This is a genomic window from Deinococcus aquaedulcis, assembly GCF_019693445.1.
Classification (GTDB): Bacteria; Deinococcota; Deinococci; order Deinococcales; family Deinococcaceae; genus Deinococcus; species Deinococcus aquaedulcis.
Genome location: NZ_JAHRBL010000012.1, coordinates 66,688 through 83,476 on the forward strand (window position 1 = coordinate 66,688; position 16,789 = coordinate 83,476).

Sequence of the window (16,789 nt, forward strand, 5' to 3'; positions counted from 1 at the left end):
CGGTTGTCTTTTCACCCTCACCGTGCCGCCTCCATCCTTCGTTTGCTTGAGAGACCTGAGGGCCACCCGGGGTTCTCCCCTGAGCAGCCCTCAAGTGGACTCTCTCCAGTTACGGGCTCGTTTCGTCTACGGTGGGGTCGCTGGCCTCGCCCGCCTCGGCGGGGGTGACCACGTCTGCCGGGTTCACCTCAAAGGTGCCGGCCTGCTCCGCCGCCGCTTCGGCGTCGCCCCGGTCCACGTAGTCGTAGGTCTGGCCACTGAGACTGGTCACCACCAGCGTGTAGTCGCTGAGGCGCTGCGGGTCCAGGGTGATGCGGCTGGTCTTGACGGTGGACGTCAGCTCGGCGCCCAGCGCGTAGTCGCCCAGCAGCGGCGAGGCGCAGGTCTGGCCGTTCAGCCCGGCCGGCAGGGCCTGTGTGGCGGAAACGGCGCGGGTGCGTTCCAGGGCTTCAATGCACTGGGTGCGGTAATACAGGGCGTTGTCCTGCTTCAGTTTCTCGGCGCGGCGCGCGTTGTGGGCGTCGAACGTGCCCTGGCAGCTGCACAGCAGCGCACTCAGGGCCAAAAGCATCCAGGGTCGGAACATGCCCCAAGTGTAGGGAGCGGTCAGTGGCGCTGGGGCCGCAGATGCGCGCCGCTAGGCCACATGGCTCAGGGGAGGGATCAAAAAAACCCCCGCCGGAGGGCAGGGGTCTAAAGGCGCATGCAGGCGTTAATCAATGCTGGCGCGCCAGCGCCACTCGCTGGCCCGCTTCATCACGTGGGCAATCCCGCCCGTAATGGCCAGCTTCTGGTTCCAGGGCAGCTTCATCCAGCCCACAGCCATCAGGCCGCCCAGGCTGACGAACTCGCCCAGGGTGGTGGGCTCATAGGGCTCCAGCTCCTCGCCGCGCACCATACGCAGGATGTTCTTGCCAGTCAGGCGGCCCTGCTGCCCGGCGTGCTGGGCGGTGGTGGGCACCGGCTTGCCGTCCTGGTTCAGCGCGAGGCCCATGTCGCCAATCACGAACACCTCGGGGTAGCCCTTGGCGCGCAACTTGTCGTCCACGGCGATGCGGCCACCGGGGCCCTTCTCCAGCTTGCTGCCGCTCACGATGTCGCGCGCCTGAATCCCGCCGGTCCAGATGATCTTGCCCGCTTCGATGATCTTCTGCTCGCCGCTGGCGGTCTGGACGGTCACGGTGTCGGCGGTGGCCTGCATCAGGCGGTGGCCCACCAGGATGTGAATGCCGTACTCCTCGAGCGTTTTCTGCGCCTTGGCCCGCAGGCCCTCGTCCAGAATGGGCAGAATCTTGGGCCCGGCTTCCACGAGGTAGATGTTGAAGGGCGGTAGGCCGCGCTCCTTGCTCAGCAGCTGGGCGCGCTGGGCCAGTTCGGTCACCAGTTCCACGCCGGTCAGGCCAGCGCCGCCCACCACGATGTCGCGGTTGCCCTGGTAGTCGCTGGAAAACGCGCGGTTGACGAAGTTAAAGATCTCGTCGGCGTCGCTGAGCTGCTTGAGCTCGGCGGCGTTTTCCGCCAGACCCGGAATGCGGTAGAAGTTCGTGACCGAACCCAGCGCCACCACCAGGGTGTCGTAGGTGAGCACGCGGCCGTCTTTCAGGCGCACTTCCTTGTCGTCTAGGGCCACGTGTTCCACCTGGGCCTGTTCCAGCGCCACGCCGGTGCCGCGCAGCAGCGGGGTCAGGGGCAGGGTCACGCGGGTGTTGTGGGCCGCCGCCTCGTGCAGGCGGGTTTCAAAGGTGTGGTAGGCATTTTGCTCCACCATCAGGGCTTCCAGGCCAGGGGTGGGCTTCAGTTTGGTGGCAACGGCCAGGCCGGCGTAACCAGCTCCGAGGATGAGGGTCTTCATGTCTTTGCTCCTGTGAACGAATTCACGAGTTCTGTGGCATTCATGGGCCACGCCCTCGCAAACGCCGCTGGAAGCCACTGGCTTTCACACGGCAACAGTGTCCATGCTACACCAAATCGGTCATCTGCAGTGCGCCTGCCAGGGCTCTTGCCTATAGCAATGGTTCACCTCCTGCCCGCACCTGTCGGTGGGCCGCGCCACACATCACCGCGCTCCGCACGCAGGGCTGGCCAGCCATCATGGATTCACGCTACCACTGCGCGCCGGCTCACGGCACCCTTGCCCAGCCTTCATGGGGGCTGGGTAGGGTGGCCCCCATGAAAGCCTTGCTGGCCCGCCTCCTCGCTACTCTCGGTCTGCTGACGCCTGCCCTGGCAGCCACGCCGCCCGTACAGGTGACTTACCGCGTGCTGCACTACACGTGCGACGGCGGCAAGAAGCTCAGCGTGTCATACGTGAACTACGGCGAGCAGCCCATGTTCGCGGTGCTGGACTGGAATGGGGCGCGCCACGGGCTGGCCCAGGCCCTCAGCGCCAGCGGGGCGCGTTACGCCAGCCTCTCGGGCCCGGCGGGGGCGCGCGGCGGGCTGCAGTGGTGGGAACACCAGGGTCAGGCCACCCTCAGCACCTTTACGGGCAACAGCACTGTGAATACCAAGACGCTGTTGACCGGCTGCAAGACCCCCACCGCGCGGTAAAGCCCAGCTCCCTCCGAGCTGCCAAGAGGCGCCCCAGGGAGCTTGGGGCGCCTCTTCGTGGCGTTGACCATTACCGTGTGCTGCTCCCGGTTAGTTCGCGTCAGCCGCCGCCAGCAGCGCTTCGACCTCCTTGATGCCCGGCTGCTTTGCCAGGATGCGCTGCCCAATCTCACGTGTTTTCTCTGCCTGCCCGGTGCGGTTCCAGGCGAGCATGGCGCCCTGCCGGTACCAGTGGTACTGCAGCGGCACCCCAATCTGCACCGCGCGGTCAAACGCCTGCGCGGCCTCCTGCGCCTGCCCCAGGGCCAGCCGGGCCTGGCCCAGGCCCCACCAGTCGAACGCAGTGGCCGTGCCTTTCTGCGTGCGGGCTGTCATCTCATCGCGCAGCCGGGCCCAGTTGGCCGCTTCATCCCAGTCCCGGCCCAGAATGGCTTTCACTTCCGCTTCGCGCTGCGGAGGGTAGGCCACCAGGTACTCGCCGTTGTAGTAGTCCCACAGCTCCAGAAAACGGCCTTCGCTCAGCGACAGTTTGGGCCCCAGCAGGGAATCGCTGCTGACAAAGCCCTGCGGCGTGTAACCGTACACCGTGCGGAAGTGCGCGGTATTGTCGCCCACCTTCAGCCGCTGCTGCACCACCACGGGGATTTTGGCCGCCAGCAGCGCACGCACCTGCCCAGGCGTGCCTGCGTACCGGATCAGGGTCTTCAGGCCGTTGCGCTCCAGATAGGCAGCCACCTCCTGCGTGGAGACCTCCACGTCCTTGCTGTGGTCTTTAAGGGCCGCTGCTGCCTGCGCCTGGGTGACCTTGCGGCCGTAGTAGCCCAGCACAATGCTGGCCGTGACGGGGCCGCAGTTGTTCAGGCTCTGCGCGTCGTGCCCTACTCCAGTCAGGGTGAGGCTGGCCGGCAGGACGGCTTTAGCCTCTGAGGAACAGGCTGACAGGGAAGCGCCCACCAGTGCCGTTGCCAGAACAAGCCGTTTCATATTAAGGAGTGTGGCGAATGGCGTGCCAGTCTGCCTTCAGGTGCGCTGAAGCGTGCCTGCGGCGGATCTTGAGCCGTTTCCCAGATTGCAGTTCGGCGCGCGGTTTTAACCGGAGGCAGGCGGGGTGTGGGGGCGTGATTCAACCGTGATCACTTCGCGTGACGGCGCCCCTGCCCGCCGTTGTGCCCTGCGCTCACGCCCCCTTCCGTAAGTCTTTTGGCTCGCGTCCGGCATTTGCTGCGCCGCGTACAATCCCCCCGTGACTGTCGCTGCACCCAATCTGGCCAAACTGCTGCCCGCCGCCCCGCCCGGAAACCTGCTGCTGTTGCCGCAGGTGGCGCGGGCGGCGCTGTTTGCAGCGTTTCCTGGCCCAGCGGTGCTGCTGACCACCCCGGATCGATTGGGCAGCTATGTGACCGCTGGGGTGCTGGGCGCCCCCATCACCGTGAACCCGGGCCTGCGCGACTGGGACGCCCGCCACGAGCACGTGGTGCTGGACGTGAACACGGCGCTGGACCTGTTTCCCTCGCGCCCCGAGGACCACGCCCTGACCCTGAAAGTGGGCAGCAGCTACCCGCGCGAAAGTCTGCTGGACCGCCTGGAGCGCCTGGGCTACGAACGCGGCGAAGAACCCGGCTTTGAAATCAAGGGCGATACGCTGGAACTGCGCCTGGCCGCAGGCTCTGGCCTGCCCGCCGAGGCCGAAGAAGGGCTGTGGGTGCGTGCCGAGTTCTTTGGCGACGAACTGGACACCCTGCGCCTGATGAAGCCCGGCGAGCTGACCGGCGAAAAAGCCCAGAGCTTCACCCTGGAACCCACCGCCGACTACCTGACAGAAGTGAAATGGGACGCCACCCGCCTGGAACTGCTGCCTGGGCGCGTGTTTCTGGACTCGCCGGAGTTCTACGCCTCGGCGCTGGGGGTGTTGACCGACACCCTGTGGCCGAAACTGGCCGGGCGCGAGGTCACCAGTTTTGGCCGCTCGCCCCTGGACCTGCCGGACCTGGACACCGGCCTGCTGACCCTGCCCTTTTACCGCGCCCGCTTGAAGGACCTGGAACGCGACGTGGACGAGTGGCGCGCGGCAGGCTACCGGGTGCTGATTCTGGTGCGCCACGACCGCACCGCCTCGTACCTGGCCGACAAGCTGCTGAACACCCACGAGATTCCCTGGCTGAAGATCGCCCGCGTGGCCGAAGGTGGCCTGGGGTTCCTGCGCGCTGGGGGCGAGGGCGGCTTCGTCATTCCCGAGCACAAGACGGTGGTGCTCACCGAGGACCTGATTTACGGGTTCCAGGGCGGCAGCGCGCTGCGCGGCAAGCGCCTGAGCGGCAAGCCCGTCACCGACGCCCTGGGCCTGCACGTGGGTGACTACCTGATTCATCCCGAACACGGCATCGGGCAGTTTGAGGGGCTGGAGACGCGCAAGGTGCTGGGGGTCACACGCGATTACCTGAACCTTACCTACCGGGGCGGTGCCCGCCTGAGCGTGCCTATTGAGCAGCTGCCCGTGCTGCGCCGCCACCCCGGTACCACGGATGACCCGCCCACCCTAAGCTCCTTTGACAAGAAAGACTGGGCCAAGGCCAAGGAAAAGGCCCGCAAGAACGCCGAGGAGGTGGCGGCCAAGCTGCTGGTGCAGTACGCCGCGCGGCAGGTCACGCCCGGTAACGCCTTCCCCGCGCAGCCCGAATGGGACGAGCAGGTGGAAGCCAACTTCAAGTTCGAGCTGACCGCCGACCAGAAAACCGCGCTGAAAGAAACCATGCGCGATCTGGAAAAGCCTAACCCCGCCGACCGCCTGATTTCGGGCGATGTGGGCTTCGGCAAGACCGAGGTGGCCCTGCGCGCCGCGCACCGCGTGGTGGGGCACGGCAAACAGGTGGCGGTGCTGGTGCCCACAACCCTGCTGGCCGAGCAGCACACCTCCACCTTCGTGGAGCGGTTCAAGGGCCTGCCGGTGCGGGTGGAGGGCCTGTCGCGCTTTACCAGCCCCCAGCAGGCGAGGAGCATCCTGGCCGACACGGCCAAGGGCAAGGTGGACATTCTGATCGGCACCCACCGCCTGCTGAGCGGCGACGTGCAATTTCGCGACCTGGGCCTGATTATCGTGGACGAGGAACACCGCTTTGGCGTGGGCCAGAAGGAAAAACTGCGGGCTCTGCGCGGCCTGCCGGAAACCGCCAAGGACGGCAAGATCGAGATTCCTGAGGACGTAAAGGCCGTGGACACGCTGGCCCTGTCCGCCACGCCCATTCCGCGCACCCTGTACATGAGCATGGTGGGCCTGCGCGACATGAGCTCCATTCAGACGCCGCCCAAGGGCCGCAAGCCCATTCAGACGGTGCTGGCACCCTTTGACCCGATCACGGTGCGTGACGCGATCCTCAGCGAGATTGAACGGGGCGGCAAGGTCTTTTACATCCATGACCGCATTGCCAGCATCGGCGCACGCAGCCTGTACCTGCGCAACCTCGTGCCCGAAGCGCGCATTGGCGTGGCGCACGGGCGCATGAACGAGGAAGAGCTGGAAGAGATCATGCTGGGCTTTGAGCAGGGCGCCTTTGACGTGCTGCTAGCGACCACCATTGTGGAAACCGGCCTGGACATCCCCGAGGCCAACACGATTCTGATTGAGCGCAGTGACCGCCTGGGTCTGGCCCAGCTGTACCAGCTGCGTGGCCGCGTGGGCCGCCGCGCCCAGACCGCCTACGCCTACCTGTTCTATCCGCCCCGCATGACCGAAAACGCCCAGCGCCGCCTGTGGGCCATTGCGGACCTGCAAGACCTCGGATCCGGGCACCTGCTGGCCGAAAAGGACATGGAAATTCGCGGCGTGGGCAACATTCTGGGCGAGGAGCAGCACGGGCATGTGCAGGCCGTCAGCATCGACGTGTACACCGAACTGCTGGCCGAAGCGGTGGCCAAGCTCAAGGGCGAGAAGATGGAAGCGCCCGTCAACATTGCCATCGACCTGCCCATCGACGCCCGCCTGAGCCCCGAGTATTTCGACGGCGACGAGGAAGCGCGCATTGCCACCTATGGCCGCCTGAGCGAGAGCCGCACCCTCCAGGCCATTTCCCGTGTGGAGCGCGACCTGCGCAAAAAGTACGGCCCGCCCAGCCCCGAAGTGCAGAACTTTATTGACCTCGCCAAGTTGAGGCTGACGGCCGCCGCCAAGCGCGTGCTGACCATTGGCGAAACCATGACGCACCTGCAGGTCACCTTTGCCTACAAGAGCCTGGATTACGACGCGCCCGGCTTGAGGCGCTACCCGCACAAGACCGAGGTGCAGACCTTTCCGCCCAGCGTGAAGCTGGAGAAGCGGGGCATCAAGCCGGACGATTACGCAAGGACCTTGATCGACCTGCTGGGCTACTTTGGCTGAAAAAAGCCCGCACAGGGCGGGCCGGGAAAAGCAGGCGCCTTACTTTGTGGGCGTCAGGGTGGCGGTGCAGACGTAGTTCTGCCCCTGAAGCTGGCAATTACTCAGGTTGAGCGAAAAGCCGCTGATGGCGGAGGCGTTGGGCAGGGTGGCTGGCGTGGTGGGGCGGTTGGTGTCGCCGCGAATAGCAACATTTTCAGCGCGCTTGCCGCCGATTTCGAGTGCTCTGAAGCTGGTTGTGGAGCTGGGAATGTTGAAGTAAGCCTGTACTTTGACAGGAATCCCGGCAAAGATTTCGTGGGTGCTGCTCCAGTTTGAACCGAACTTACCGTCAATAAAGGCGACCTTGTCCGCATCCTGAGCGGTGCCATCCATCTTGAAGATTTTGAAAGTCTCTGGTCGCCAGTCGAACTGGGCTGTCTGCTTTTTGGTCAGCGTGAAATTAAAATCGCAGTACACACCGTCCTGCTTGCCATAGCACCCCGTAAGTTGTAACTGTCCTGTTTCCGTGTCCCAGGTTTGCGCCCCCGCCAGACCTGAGAGACCAATCGCTGCGAGTACGAACATTCTTTTCATGGCCTTTCCTCCTGCCCATGTGGGCCCGGCGACCATAGCTGCTGAATCAGGTGCCGTGGGACGAACTTGACCGGGGCAGACTGGATGAACCGCTTTCGCCCCTTACACTCTCCCTATGACCACCGTCCCCCCCTCTGTGCCGGTGACGGCAGCGGCCCCTGCCCCCGCCGTGTACCGCGCCACCACGCGGCAGAACCTGCTGACCATCCTGCTGGGGTGGTGGCTGCTGGGCGGTGTGTTCACCGACGGCTGGGCGCACAACCGGTTTGGGGAATCGCTGGAAACCTTCTTCACGCCCTGGCACGCGGCGTTTTACAGCGGGTTTGCGGCGGTGGCGGGCTGGTGTCTGTGGCTGGCCTCGCGCGGGTGGCGTCAGGGGCGCCGGGGGCTGGCCGCCTTTCCCGAGGGTTACCATCTGGCCGCGCTGGGCGTGCCCATCTTCGCGCTGGGCGGTGTGGGCGACCTGACATGGCACAGCGTCCTGGGCATTGAGGTGGGGATTGAAGCCCTGCTGTCGCCCACCCACCTGCTGCTCTTTCTGGGCGCCATGCTGATTGTGGCCTCGCCCCTGAACGCGGCGTGGCGCTCACCGGCCAGTCGCACGGCGGCGGGTGGGGTGCGGTGGGTGGCGGCCATGTCGGCCACCTCGCTGCTGGCCATGACCGCCTTTATGCACATGTACATGTGGGGCCTGCTGACCATGCCGCAGGGCCTGGGCTTTGTGCAGACCCGGGGCGAACTCAGCGCGGTGCTGCTGACAGCGGTCATCATGGCCGCGCCCGTGCTGCTGGTGCTGCGGCGGTTTGCCCTGCCGTTTGGCGCCGTGGCGATCATGTACGGCCTGACCAACCTGGGCATGAGTATCATGCTCAGCCCCGGCGAGTGGCGCACGCCCCTGCTGGCGCTGGGCTGCGGGCTGGCGGTGGACGCCCTGCACGCGCTGCTGCGGCCTTCGGCGACGCGGGTGTGGGCGCTGCGGGCCTTCGCCTTTCTGCTGCCGTTTGTCGTCTGGGGGCCGTATCTGGGCGAGGGGGTGCGCCAGGGCGCCAGCAACCTGAGCCTGGAACTGTGGCTGGGTGTGGCGGTTATGGCGGGGCTGGGCGGCGTGGCCCTGAGCGCCCTGATCTTCCCCGCGCCGTTGCCACCAGAGGCAGCGGAAGGCTGAGCCGCCTTCAGTGCTGATGCCCCGGTGCAGCCTGCGCTGGGGCCATTTTCTGGACCTCGCCCCTTGCCCGGAGCAGGCTCTGCATCGTGGCGATCTCGCCCTGTTGCGTAGCCAACACCTGCCGGGCCAGACGGCGCACATTGGGCTGCGGGCTGTCTTGCAGGGCTTCACTCATGCCCACCGCGCCCTGGTGGTGGCGAATCATCAGCCGCAGGAACGAGGCTTCGGCCTGGGGCAGCGGGAGGAAAGACAGCGCCTCTATGTCGTCTACGGAGGCCATGCCCATGCCGCGCGCCTGCGCTGGGGTGGGGCGCGGCCGGGGGGAGAGGCCCCAGCCCGCCAGCCACGCCCGCATCTGGCGCAACTGTTCTTGCTGCCCCAGCGTGATATCCAGTGCCACCGAGCGGAGCGAACGGTCCCCCGAACGCCTCAGCATGGGCGCGCTCAGCCCCAGCGCCTGCTCGTGGTGGACAATCATGTGGCGCACAAACTGGGCTTCCGGGCTGTCGGTGGTGGGCGCGGCGGGTCTGGGCTGGGCGAGTAGCAGGCCGCCGCTTCCCAGCAGCAGTGCCAGCACCCCCAGCGCCACGCGCCGCTTCATGTCGCTTGCGCGTCGTACAAGCGCTGACGGTCACGGAAGGCCGCCTTCTGCGCGGCGGTGGTCTGCTCAAAGCAGTGCTCGCAGCTCACGCCCTCTTCGTAGTGGCCATGCTCGCGTTCCTCGGGGGTCAGGGGCCAGCCGCAGGAGTGGCACATGGTGGTGTCGCCTTCCTTCAGGCCGTGGCCCACCGTCACGCGGCCGTCGAACACAAAGCATTCGCCCTGCCAGCGGCTGTCGGCTTCGGGCACGTCCTCCAGATACTTCAGGATGCCGCCCTGCAAGTGAAACACGTCGCTGTAGCCGCGCGCCCGCAGCAGGCTGGTGCTTTTCTCGCAGCGAATGCCGCCCGTGCAGAACATCGCCACGCGTTTGCCCGCCAACTCGTGCGCGTGGGCGTCCAGCCACGCCGGGAACTCACGGAAGGAGTCAATGTCAGGATTCACCGCGCCTTCAAAGGTGCCGGCCTTCACCTCGTAGCGGTTGCGGGTGTCAATCACCACCACGTCCGGCGCGGCAATCAGGGCGTTCCAGTCCTGGGGCGCCACGTACTGCCCGGCCTGCGAGGTGGGTTCCACCGGCACGCCCATCGTTACGATTTCCGCTTTCAGGCGCACCTTGAAGCGTTTAAAGGGCCGCTCGGTGGCCTGGGATTCCTTGTCTTCCAGCCGGTCAAACCCCTCGGCGTGCAAGAAGGCGCGCAGGCGGTCAATCCCCTTACGGCTGCCCGCCACGGTGCCATTCAGGCCCTCGTGGGCTACGATCAGCGTGCCGCACAGCCCTTCTTCCTGGCCCAGCGCCAGCAGCCGCCCCTGCAGCGCGGCCGGGTCGGGCACGGTGCGGAACTGGTACAGGGCGGCAACAACAAAGGGCGCGGCAGGAACAGCAGACATCGAAGACCCATGATACCGGGGCCTGCCTCGCGCTGACAGCGCCCTGATGCCCACTCCTCATGCTCGGGGGCGTGACCCGACTTGCCGCGCTGCCTGCCGCCCTTGCCCTCACGGCCCTGCTGTCCGCCTGCGTGCCGCCCGCCGCGCCCGAGCTGCCGCTGCTGACCACCCTGAACTTCACCGCTTACGATGCCCAGCAGGCCACGTTGGGATTGCGCGCCGGTAAGAGCCAGAAGCTCTCGCTGGACGCCGAACCCGAATACATTGCGGTGAGTGCCGACAGCCGCCGGGCGTATGTGACCCTGCAGGAAAGCAATGCAGTTGCCACCGTGGACCTGACGCGCGGCGAAATCGTGGCCCTGAAATCGCTGGGGTACAAGAACCACACCCTGGCCGCCAACGCTTTTGACGCCAGCGACAGGGACGGCGGCGTCAACCTGAAGACCTGGCCGGTGCTGGGTGCGTACATGCCCGATGCCATCGCCAGTCTCTCGGTGGGGGGCCGCACCTACCTGCTCACCGCCAACGAGGGCGACACCCGTGATTACGGCGCAGCCTATCTGGACGAGGTGAAGGTCTCGGGCCTGACATTGGACGCGGCGGCGTTTCCCAACGGGGCCGCGCTGAAAGCCGACGCCGCGCTGGGTCGCCTGGTGGTCAGCAAGCCCGACGCCGACACCGATGGGGACGGCGACGCCGACCGCCTGGTGGCTTTTGGTGCCCGCAGCCTGAGCGTCTGGAATGCCGACCTGGGGCTGGTGGCCGACACCGGCAACCTCTTTGAAGCCAAAACCGCCGAGCTGAGTGCTTCCAGCTTTAACAGCAACGGCACCGCCAGCACCTTCGACACCCGCAGCGACAACAAGGGCCCAGAGCCTGAAGGCGTGGCCACGGGTGTGGTGGCCGGCCGCACGCTGGCCTTTGTGGGCCTGGAGCGTACGGGCGGCCTCATGGTGCTGGACGTGAGTACGCCCGCCGCCCCAGCGTTCGTGGATTACCGCCACACGGTGACGCCGGCCGCCGACCCGAAAAGCGGCCTGGCGGGCGACCTCGCCCCCGAAGGGCTGCTGTTCATTCCTGCTGCCGACAGCCCCAGCGGCAAAGCCCTGCTGGTGGCCAGCCACGAGGTCAGCGGCAGCGTGACCGTGTACGCCGTGGAAGACAGCGGCAAGCTGACCCTGGCGGGCCGGTATCAGGCGAACCCCTATGCCTACGACCAGGGTGTGGCCGAAATCAGCGCCTACGACAAGGGAAGCAAGCAGCTGTTCGTGGTGAATGGGGGCACAGGCAGCCTGGACATACTGAACCTGGCCGACGTGGCCCAGCCCCGGTTCGTGAAGTCGGTCAGTCTGAGTGCTTACGGCCGCAGTGCCAACAGCGTGGCGGTGTCGGGTGGCGTGGTGGCGGTGGCCGTGGAGGCATCCACCAAGACCGACCCGGGCAAGGTGGCCTTCCTCAACCCTGACGGCACCGAGCGCGCCCCCGCCATTGCTGTGGGTGCCCAGCCCGACATGCTGACCTTCTCGCCCGACGGCAAGCTCCTGCTGGTGGCGAACGAGGGCGAACCCAGCGCCGATTACAGCGTGGACCCAGCCGGCAGCGTGAGCCTGATCAATGTAAATATGGCGCTGACGGCGCGCTAAACGTCAGCAAGGAGGGGCCGGGGCGGGATGCCTCGGCCCTTTTTCAAAGGTGCAGGACGTGAACATGACGGCGGGAACGAGGCTTTTTCCTCCTCTGCCTTGGCCTGAGGCTTTCACCCCTGCTCCGGCTTACTGTTGCGCGGCGTAGTCCATGTAGGCATTCACCTGCGGCGTAAAGAAAAGTGCCAGCCCCAGCAAAAACGAACATGCTCCCCAGACGGGTAAACCGCTGAGCGCCAGCTCAATGGCCCCTGTTCCCCAGAGAAGACACAGCTCAATGCGCGCCCAGAGCTTTCCCTGATATACCGGCCAGACCAGCAATGCGGTGGCCACAAAAAGCCCGGCGCTGAGGTAATCCGTCTGTCCCGAGGTCACACCCAGCGCCACATTGAGTGCCAGAGAGCCCAACTCCAGGCACAGAATAAGAACAGTCAACCGCCAGCCCAACATGATGGTGGCGGCCTCGCTGGTCATGCCTGAAGTCTAGAGGCCGCTCAGTGGTGCCGCTGCCGCATCTGCGCGTTTCGGCGCATTTCCGGCTTGCGCGGCTCTGTTAGCCTGACCGTCGTGCCCACGCTGCTCACCGCGTCCAACCTCACGCTGCGCTACGGCGAGCGGGCCGTGCTGGACGGCGTATCGCTGACCGTGGCAGACGGCGAGCGGCTGGCCCTGCTGGGGCGCAACGGGGCCGGAAAAACCACGCTGCTGCGCGTGCTGACCGGCGAACTGGTCCCCGAGGACGGCGAGGTCTGGCAAGAGGAAGGGCTGCGGCTGGCGGTGCTGGCCCAGCACCACATCCACCCCAGCGGTCTGACGGTGCGGGCGCTGCTGGAAGCCGCGCACCCGTACCGCGACCTGGAAACCGAAGCCCTGGCCCTGGAAGCCAACCTGGGCGACCCCGAAACGCTCGCTGCCTGGAGCGCGCTGCATGCCCGCCTGCAGGCCGCCGACGCCTACCGCTGGCCGGCGCGGGCCGCCCGCGTGCTGGGCATGCTGGACCTCACGCGCTTTCTGGGCCGCGAGGCCGCCACGCTGTCGGGCGGAGAAAAGACCCGTTTGGCGCTGGCCCTGGCCCTGGCCAGCGAGCCCGACCTGCTGCTGCTCGACGAGCCCACCAACCACCTCGACATCCGCATGCGCGAGTGGCTGGAGGGGTACTTGCGCGACTTCCGGGGCGGCGTGGTGCTCACCAGCCACGACCGCGATTTTCTGGATGCGGTAGCCACGCGCAGTCTGTGGCTGGAAGACGGGGAGGCCGCGCCCTACCCGGGCGGCTATTCACGGGCGCGGGCCGTGCGCGACCTGGAACGGCGCACCCAGACCCGCGCGGCCCGACTGGGCGAGCAGGAAGCGGCGCGGCTGGCGGGCAGTGTGGACACCCTGGACCGCTGGGGCCGGCGCTCGCGCGCCCTGAAAACCCGTGCCGAACGGGTGGCGGTCCCCGAAGCCCCGCTGCCCGAACGACAGATTCGCATGCGGCTGCTCTCGGGTACGGCCCGCGCGCCGCTGGTGGCCTGGGGGCAGCACCTGTCCAAGACCTATGGCGAGCGCGCCGTGCTGCGGGGCGCCGCCTTTCGCCTGCGCCAGGGGGACCGCGTGGCCCTGATGGGCGCCAACGGCACCGGCAAAACGACCCTGATGCGCCTGCTCTCGGGTGAACTGCACCCCGACCCGCCCACAGCCGACCCCCTGACCGGCGAGCGCGGCCCCGAACCGCTGTTGCGGGTGGCGAATGGCGTGACCGTGGCCAGCCTGGACCAGACATGGCATGGCCTGACCCCCGGCGAGGGCCTGCACGCGCAGTTCGAGCGCCGCTTTGGCCGGCAGGCCAACGCCCTGCTGGGCCGCGCCGGCTTTGGGGCGGCCGATTGGCCCAAATTCCCCGAGGAACTCTCGGGCGGCGAACGGGCGCGCGCCGGGCTGGCGCTGGTCAGTGGTCTGCGCGCCGACCTGCTGCTACTGGACGAACCCACCAATCACCTAGACGTGGAGGCGCTGCAGGCCCTGGAAGGCGCGGTGCAGGGCTACGGCGGCGCCGTGGTGATCGTGACCCACGACCGCCGCTTTGCCCGCGAGGTCGCCACTCGGCTGTGGCTGATCGAGGACGGAACGCTGCGCGAGGTGGGAGGTTGGGGCAGCCGCGAGTATCTGGACCCAGCAGCCACCTTGCAGGGCGACCCGCCGCCGCTCCCACCACCCCCCACGCCCCGACAGCGCCTGCCTGTCCTGGAAGCGCAACTGGGGACCATCCGCGCCGAACTGGACCGCCCCCCCGGTACCCTGACGGGCCGCGAGGAAGCCCGCCTGCGCGCCCAGGCCCACGCGCTGCAGCAGACGCTGTATAGCCTGTATGCCCAGGTCTGGGAAGCCCCCCAGTACGACGCCCAGGTGCGCGAGCCCCCGCTGACTGTGCGGGCGCAGCGCTTTGGCGAGGAGGGTGGGATGTTCTGGGCTGCGCACAACGAGGGCTGCGCGCACCTTGCCTGGGACGGCTACACCCTGCGCTGGAACGGCGAGCCGCCCGCTTGGTACGGCGCCGCCCTGCTGGGCGGGACGCTGCGCATTCTGTTTGAGCACTGGAATGTGGGCCGCGTGGAACTGGGTGATGACGGTTTGCGGCTGACCCGCCGCGCGTATTTCGAGCGGCTGGGGTTGGTCCCGGTGCGCCGCCCTTGAGTGCCCTCGCCGCTGAGCTTCAGATCAACCGGGCGAAGCAGGAAATCGAAAAAAGGACGTTGCCCTGAGAAGGGAAGTTGTTCGGCGCCCTTCTGCCTGTTCGGAAGGGCAAGGGCGACGTCCTGAGCTCTCTCCGCTATACTTCCGCGCATGGAAGATCTCATCAAGGGCCGCCTCGGCGGAGCGGATGGCTACAGCATCCGCTGCGCCATTGACGGCGACACCATCAAGGGCCGCGCGGGCGGCAAGCTGCATGGCAAGGACATTGCCCTGGAAATCACCGAGCGCGGCGTGCAGGGCACCGTAGGCAGCGAGAGCGTGAAAATTGAGCTGGAAGACGGCGAACTGCGTGGCAACGTGGGCAGCCAGAAGCTGACCCTGCGCGGCGTGGACCGCGTGACTGGCTTCATGGGCGAGCCCATCGTGGGCTGGAACGTGGTGGCGCAGCAGAGCGGCGAGAAGCTGGTGGGCCAGCTGGGCAGCACGGTGCTGGGCCGCCCCTTCGAGCTGGATCTGGGCAGCGCGCCCGGCTGGGTGGGCACCCTGGTCGCCGTGGTGGCCTTTTACGCCCTGGAACCCCGCGCCAACGTGAGCGTCAGCCGCTAAGCCGCGCTCTTTCTGGGCCGCCCGCTTCGACTGGGCGGCTTTTTTTTGGGTTGAGAAGGTGGAGACGGGGCGGGGGAGAGCATTCAGCTGATAAGATCTCGCACATGCCTTGACAGGAATATTCCAAATATGGCATACTTGGTTCAGCAGAAGGAGGTGAGTGCAGTCAAGGTCAATCCGCATACCTTTCAGGCCCTCGCTGATCCGCACCGGCTGCAGATGGTGGAACTGCTCCGGCATGCCCCGCTGACCGTGGGCGAACTGGCCGGGCGGCTTGGCCTGCGGCAACCCCAGGCTTCCAAGCACCTGAAGGTCCTGAGTGACGCCGGACTGGTGGAACTGCGCCCACAGGCCAACCGCCGTATCTGTCACCTGCGCCCCGAACCGTTTCAGGCCCTGGACGACTGGCTGGGCACCTTCCAGCAGCTCTGGGAAGACCGCTTCGACCGACTGGACGCCTACCTTCAGCAGCTGCAGGCCTCATCTACCGACGCCCCCCAGTCCACCACCCAGGACCCCAAAGGAGAGACCCCATGACCAGCGCTGCCCCCACCCTGACCCACCGGATTGAACAAGACAAGGAACTTGTGCTGGAGCGCACCTTCCAGGCTCCGCGTGACCTGGTGTTCCAGGCCTTCACCACGCCCGAGCACCTGCGCCAGTGGTGGGGCCCGCGTGGCTGGACCCTCATCCACAACGATCTGGACCTGCGCCCCGGGGGCCGCTGGCACTACTGCATGAAGTGTGAGGACAAGAACCAGGGCGACTTCTACGGCATGGAATCCTGGGGGCTGGCCGTTTACGACGAAATTCGCGCGCCCGAAGAGCTGGTCTACACCGACTATTTCTCGGACGCTGAGGGCACCATCAACGACGCCCTGCCCGCCACCCGCAGCGTGGTGACCTTTGAAGACCTGGGCGGCGCCACCCGCGTGGTCAGCCGCTCTGCCTACGCCACCCCCGAAGCCCTGAAGGCCGTGCTGGACATGGGCATGCTCCAGGGCATCTCGGAGACCTGGGACCGCCTGGCCGAACATCTGGCAGAAAGGTAAGCCCAAGGTTTGGGTCAAGGAAAGAGCCGCTTCTGGTGCATGGAAGTGGCTCTTGCGGTTGCTCTTCAGATGGACCAAGCGGAGGGAGGTCTTTCATTCAGCCCGCTGGGTACAGAATCAGATGTCAGGACCCACGACGAGCGAGCGCAGAGAAGCCGCCATACGTATATTCGTCGAGAATTTCTATGGCCAGTGCTTCAGAGACAGTGCAGGGCCACCCCAGCAACATCAGAACAGCCGCCGCTCGTTCCTGGCATTCGCTGGCATTCGTTTGCAGCTCGCGCCACGTCAGGGTTTGAAGCCGAGCTTGCAGATCGTCAATCAACCTAATCGCTTGCTCCACCTGTTCTCTTGGCTCTAGCGAGAGGAAGGTAAACTCTGGATCGTTCTCCCACTGCTCCGGCAACCTGATGTGATCCTGCAAGTAGAACAGCATCAACTGCATCGGATCTTCGCATTCAATCAGATAGCCGTTATCCAGAGTGATTGAACCGTCGAACGTGTACGGGAGGGATGTTCTTCGCTCAGGCGCGGTGAGCGCCAGAAACTGAAGAGCAAACCTTGCGTAAGGCGTCCTCCACTGAGCCGTGGAAAAACCTGAATCATTGGAGCTGGTCATTCTGGTGCCAACATCCTACGTCTCTTCAAACTGCTGCTGCTT

The 16,789-nt window shown here is 66.3% G+C and carries 16 protein-coding genes; 8 read left to right on the forward strand and 8 right to left on the reverse strand.

Features of this window, described 5'->3' with window-relative positions; genetic code table 11:
* Nucleotides 1-109 precede the first annotated feature (109 nt).
* Nucleotides 110-586 (reverse strand): hypothetical protein, encoded by a 477-nt coding sequence (locus tag KMW22_RS13815; protein WP_221090629.1) that lies wholly within the window; start codon nucleotides 584-586, stop codon nucleotides 110-112.
* 126 nt (nucleotides 587-712) lie between these two features.
* Nucleotides 713-1,852, reverse strand: a complete 1,140-nt coding sequence (locus tag KMW22_RS13820; RefSeq protein WP_221090630.1) for an NAD(P)/FAD-dependent oxidoreductase — start codon at nucleotides 1,850-1,852, stop codon at nucleotides 713-715.
* Between the two features lie 317 nt (nucleotides 1,853-2,169).
* On the opposite strand from KMW22_RS13820, the gene KMW22_RS13825 reads away from it, so the two are divergent.
* Nucleotides 2,170-2,550, forward strand: a complete 381-nt coding sequence (locus tag KMW22_RS13825) for an MliC family protein (protein ID WP_221090631.1) — start codon at nucleotides 2,170-2,172, stop codon at nucleotides 2,548-2,550.
* A 90-nt stretch (nucleotides 2,551-2,640) separates the two neighbouring features.
* Here KMW22_RS13825 and KMW22_RS13830 read toward each other — a convergent pair whose 3' ends face one another.
* Nucleotides 2,641-3,534 carry a C39 family peptidase gene (locus KMW22_RS13830; RefSeq protein ID WP_221090632.1) on the reverse strand — a complete coding sequence of 298 codons (894 nt, stop codon included), beginning with the start codon at nucleotides 3,532-3,534 and terminating at the stop codon, nucleotides 2,641-2,643.
* Between the two features lie 259 nt (nucleotides 3,535-3,793).
* Between KMW22_RS13830 and KMW22_RS13835 the strand changes: the two genes are divergently transcribed.
* Nucleotides 3,794-6,922 (forward strand): DEAD/DEAH box helicase, encoded by a 3,129-nt coding sequence (locus KMW22_RS13835; RefSeq protein ID WP_221090633.1) that lies wholly within the window; start codon nucleotides 3,794-3,796, stop codon nucleotides 6,920-6,922.
* A 39-nt stretch (nucleotides 6,923-6,961) separates the two neighbouring features.
* On the opposite strand, the gene KMW22_RS13840 is transcribed toward KMW22_RS13835, so the two are convergent.
* Nucleotides 6,962-7,495, reverse strand: a complete 534-nt coding sequence (locus tag KMW22_RS13840; RefSeq protein WP_221090634.1) for a hypothetical protein — start codon at nucleotides 7,493-7,495, stop codon at nucleotides 6,962-6,964.
* A gap of 115 nt (nucleotides 7,496-7,610) precedes the next feature.
* Between KMW22_RS13840 and KMW22_RS13845 the strand changes: the two genes are divergently transcribed.
* Entirely contained in the window at nucleotides 7,611-8,660 is a 1,050-nt protein-coding gene (locus tag KMW22_RS13845; protein ID WP_221090635.1) for a hypothetical protein, read from the forward strand.
* 7 nt (nucleotides 8,661-8,667) lie between these two features.
* Here KMW22_RS13845 and KMW22_RS13850 read toward each other — a convergent pair whose 3' ends face one another.
* Together KMW22_RS13850 and trhO are read right to left on the reverse strand one after the other, a co-directional pair.
* The gene (locus KMW22_RS13850; protein WP_221090636.1) at nucleotides 8,668-9,261 is read right to left on the reverse strand and encodes a DUF305 domain-containing protein; all 594 of its coding nucleotides are present in this window, start codon (nucleotides 9,259-9,261) and stop codon (nucleotides 8,668-8,670) included.
* Nucleotides 9,258-10,151: an oxygen-dependent tRNA uridine(34) hydroxylase TrhO gene (trhO, locus tag KMW22_RS13855; RefSeq protein ID WP_221090637.1), complete on the reverse strand. Its 894-nt coding sequence runs from the start codon at nucleotides 10,149-10,151 to the stop codon at nucleotides 9,258-9,260. The genes KMW22_RS13850 and trhO overlap by 4 nt, the downstream gene beginning before the upstream one ends.
* A gap of 71 nt (nucleotides 10,152-10,222) precedes the next feature.
* Here trhO and KMW22_RS13860 point away from each other — a divergent pair, with 71 nt between their 5' ends.
* Complete coding sequence (locus KMW22_RS13860) at nucleotides 10,223-11,794, forward strand: choice-of-anchor I family protein (protein WP_328774707.1); 1,572 nt, start codon at nucleotides 10,223-10,225, stop codon at nucleotides 11,792-11,794.
* 129 nt (nucleotides 11,795-11,923) lie between these two features.
* On the opposite strand, the gene KMW22_RS13865 is transcribed toward KMW22_RS13860, so the two are convergent.
* Nucleotides 11,924-12,268, reverse strand: coding sequence for a hypothetical protein (locus tag KMW22_RS13865; RefSeq protein ID WP_221090639.1), 345 nt, complete (start codon nucleotides 12,266-12,268; stop codon nucleotides 11,924-11,926).
* 93 nt (nucleotides 12,269-12,361) lie between these two features.
* On the opposite strand from KMW22_RS13865, the gene KMW22_RS13870 reads away from it, so the two are divergent.
* The 4 genes from KMW22_RS13870 (at nucleotide 12,362) to KMW22_RS13885 (ending at nucleotide 16,128) form a co-directional block, all read left to right on the forward strand.
* A complete protein-coding gene (locus tag KMW22_RS13870) occupies nucleotides 12,362-14,470 on the forward strand; it encodes an ABC-F family ATP-binding cassette domain-containing protein (RefSeq protein ID WP_221090640.1) in 2,109 nt (702 codons plus the stop codon).
* Between the two features lie 150 nt (nucleotides 14,471-14,620).
* Nucleotides 14,621-15,076, forward strand: a complete 456-nt coding sequence (locus KMW22_RS13875; protein ID WP_221090641.1) for a hypothetical protein — start codon at nucleotides 14,621-14,623, stop codon at nucleotides 15,074-15,076.
* A 129-nt stretch (nucleotides 15,077-15,205) separates the two neighbouring features.
* Nucleotides 15,206-15,613, forward strand: a complete 408-nt coding sequence (locus KMW22_RS13880) for an ArsR/SmtB family transcription factor (RefSeq protein ID WP_221090642.1) — start codon at nucleotides 15,206-15,208, stop codon at nucleotides 15,611-15,613.
* Nucleotides 15,610-16,128, forward strand: a complete 519-nt coding sequence (locus KMW22_RS13885) for an SRPBCC domain-containing protein (protein WP_221090643.1) — start codon at nucleotides 15,610-15,612, stop codon at nucleotides 16,126-16,128. Before KMW22_RS13880 ends, KMW22_RS13885 begins: the two co-directional genes overlap by 4 nt.
* A gap of 124 nt (nucleotides 16,129-16,252) precedes the next feature.
* Here the strand turns inward: KMW22_RS13885 and KMW22_RS13890 are convergent, their stop codons facing one another.
* Complete coding sequence (locus tag KMW22_RS13890) at nucleotides 16,253-16,747, reverse strand: hypothetical protein (RefSeq protein WP_221090644.1); 495 nt, start codon at nucleotides 16,745-16,747, stop codon at nucleotides 16,253-16,255.
* Nucleotides 16,748-16,789: the final 42 nt, after the last annotated feature.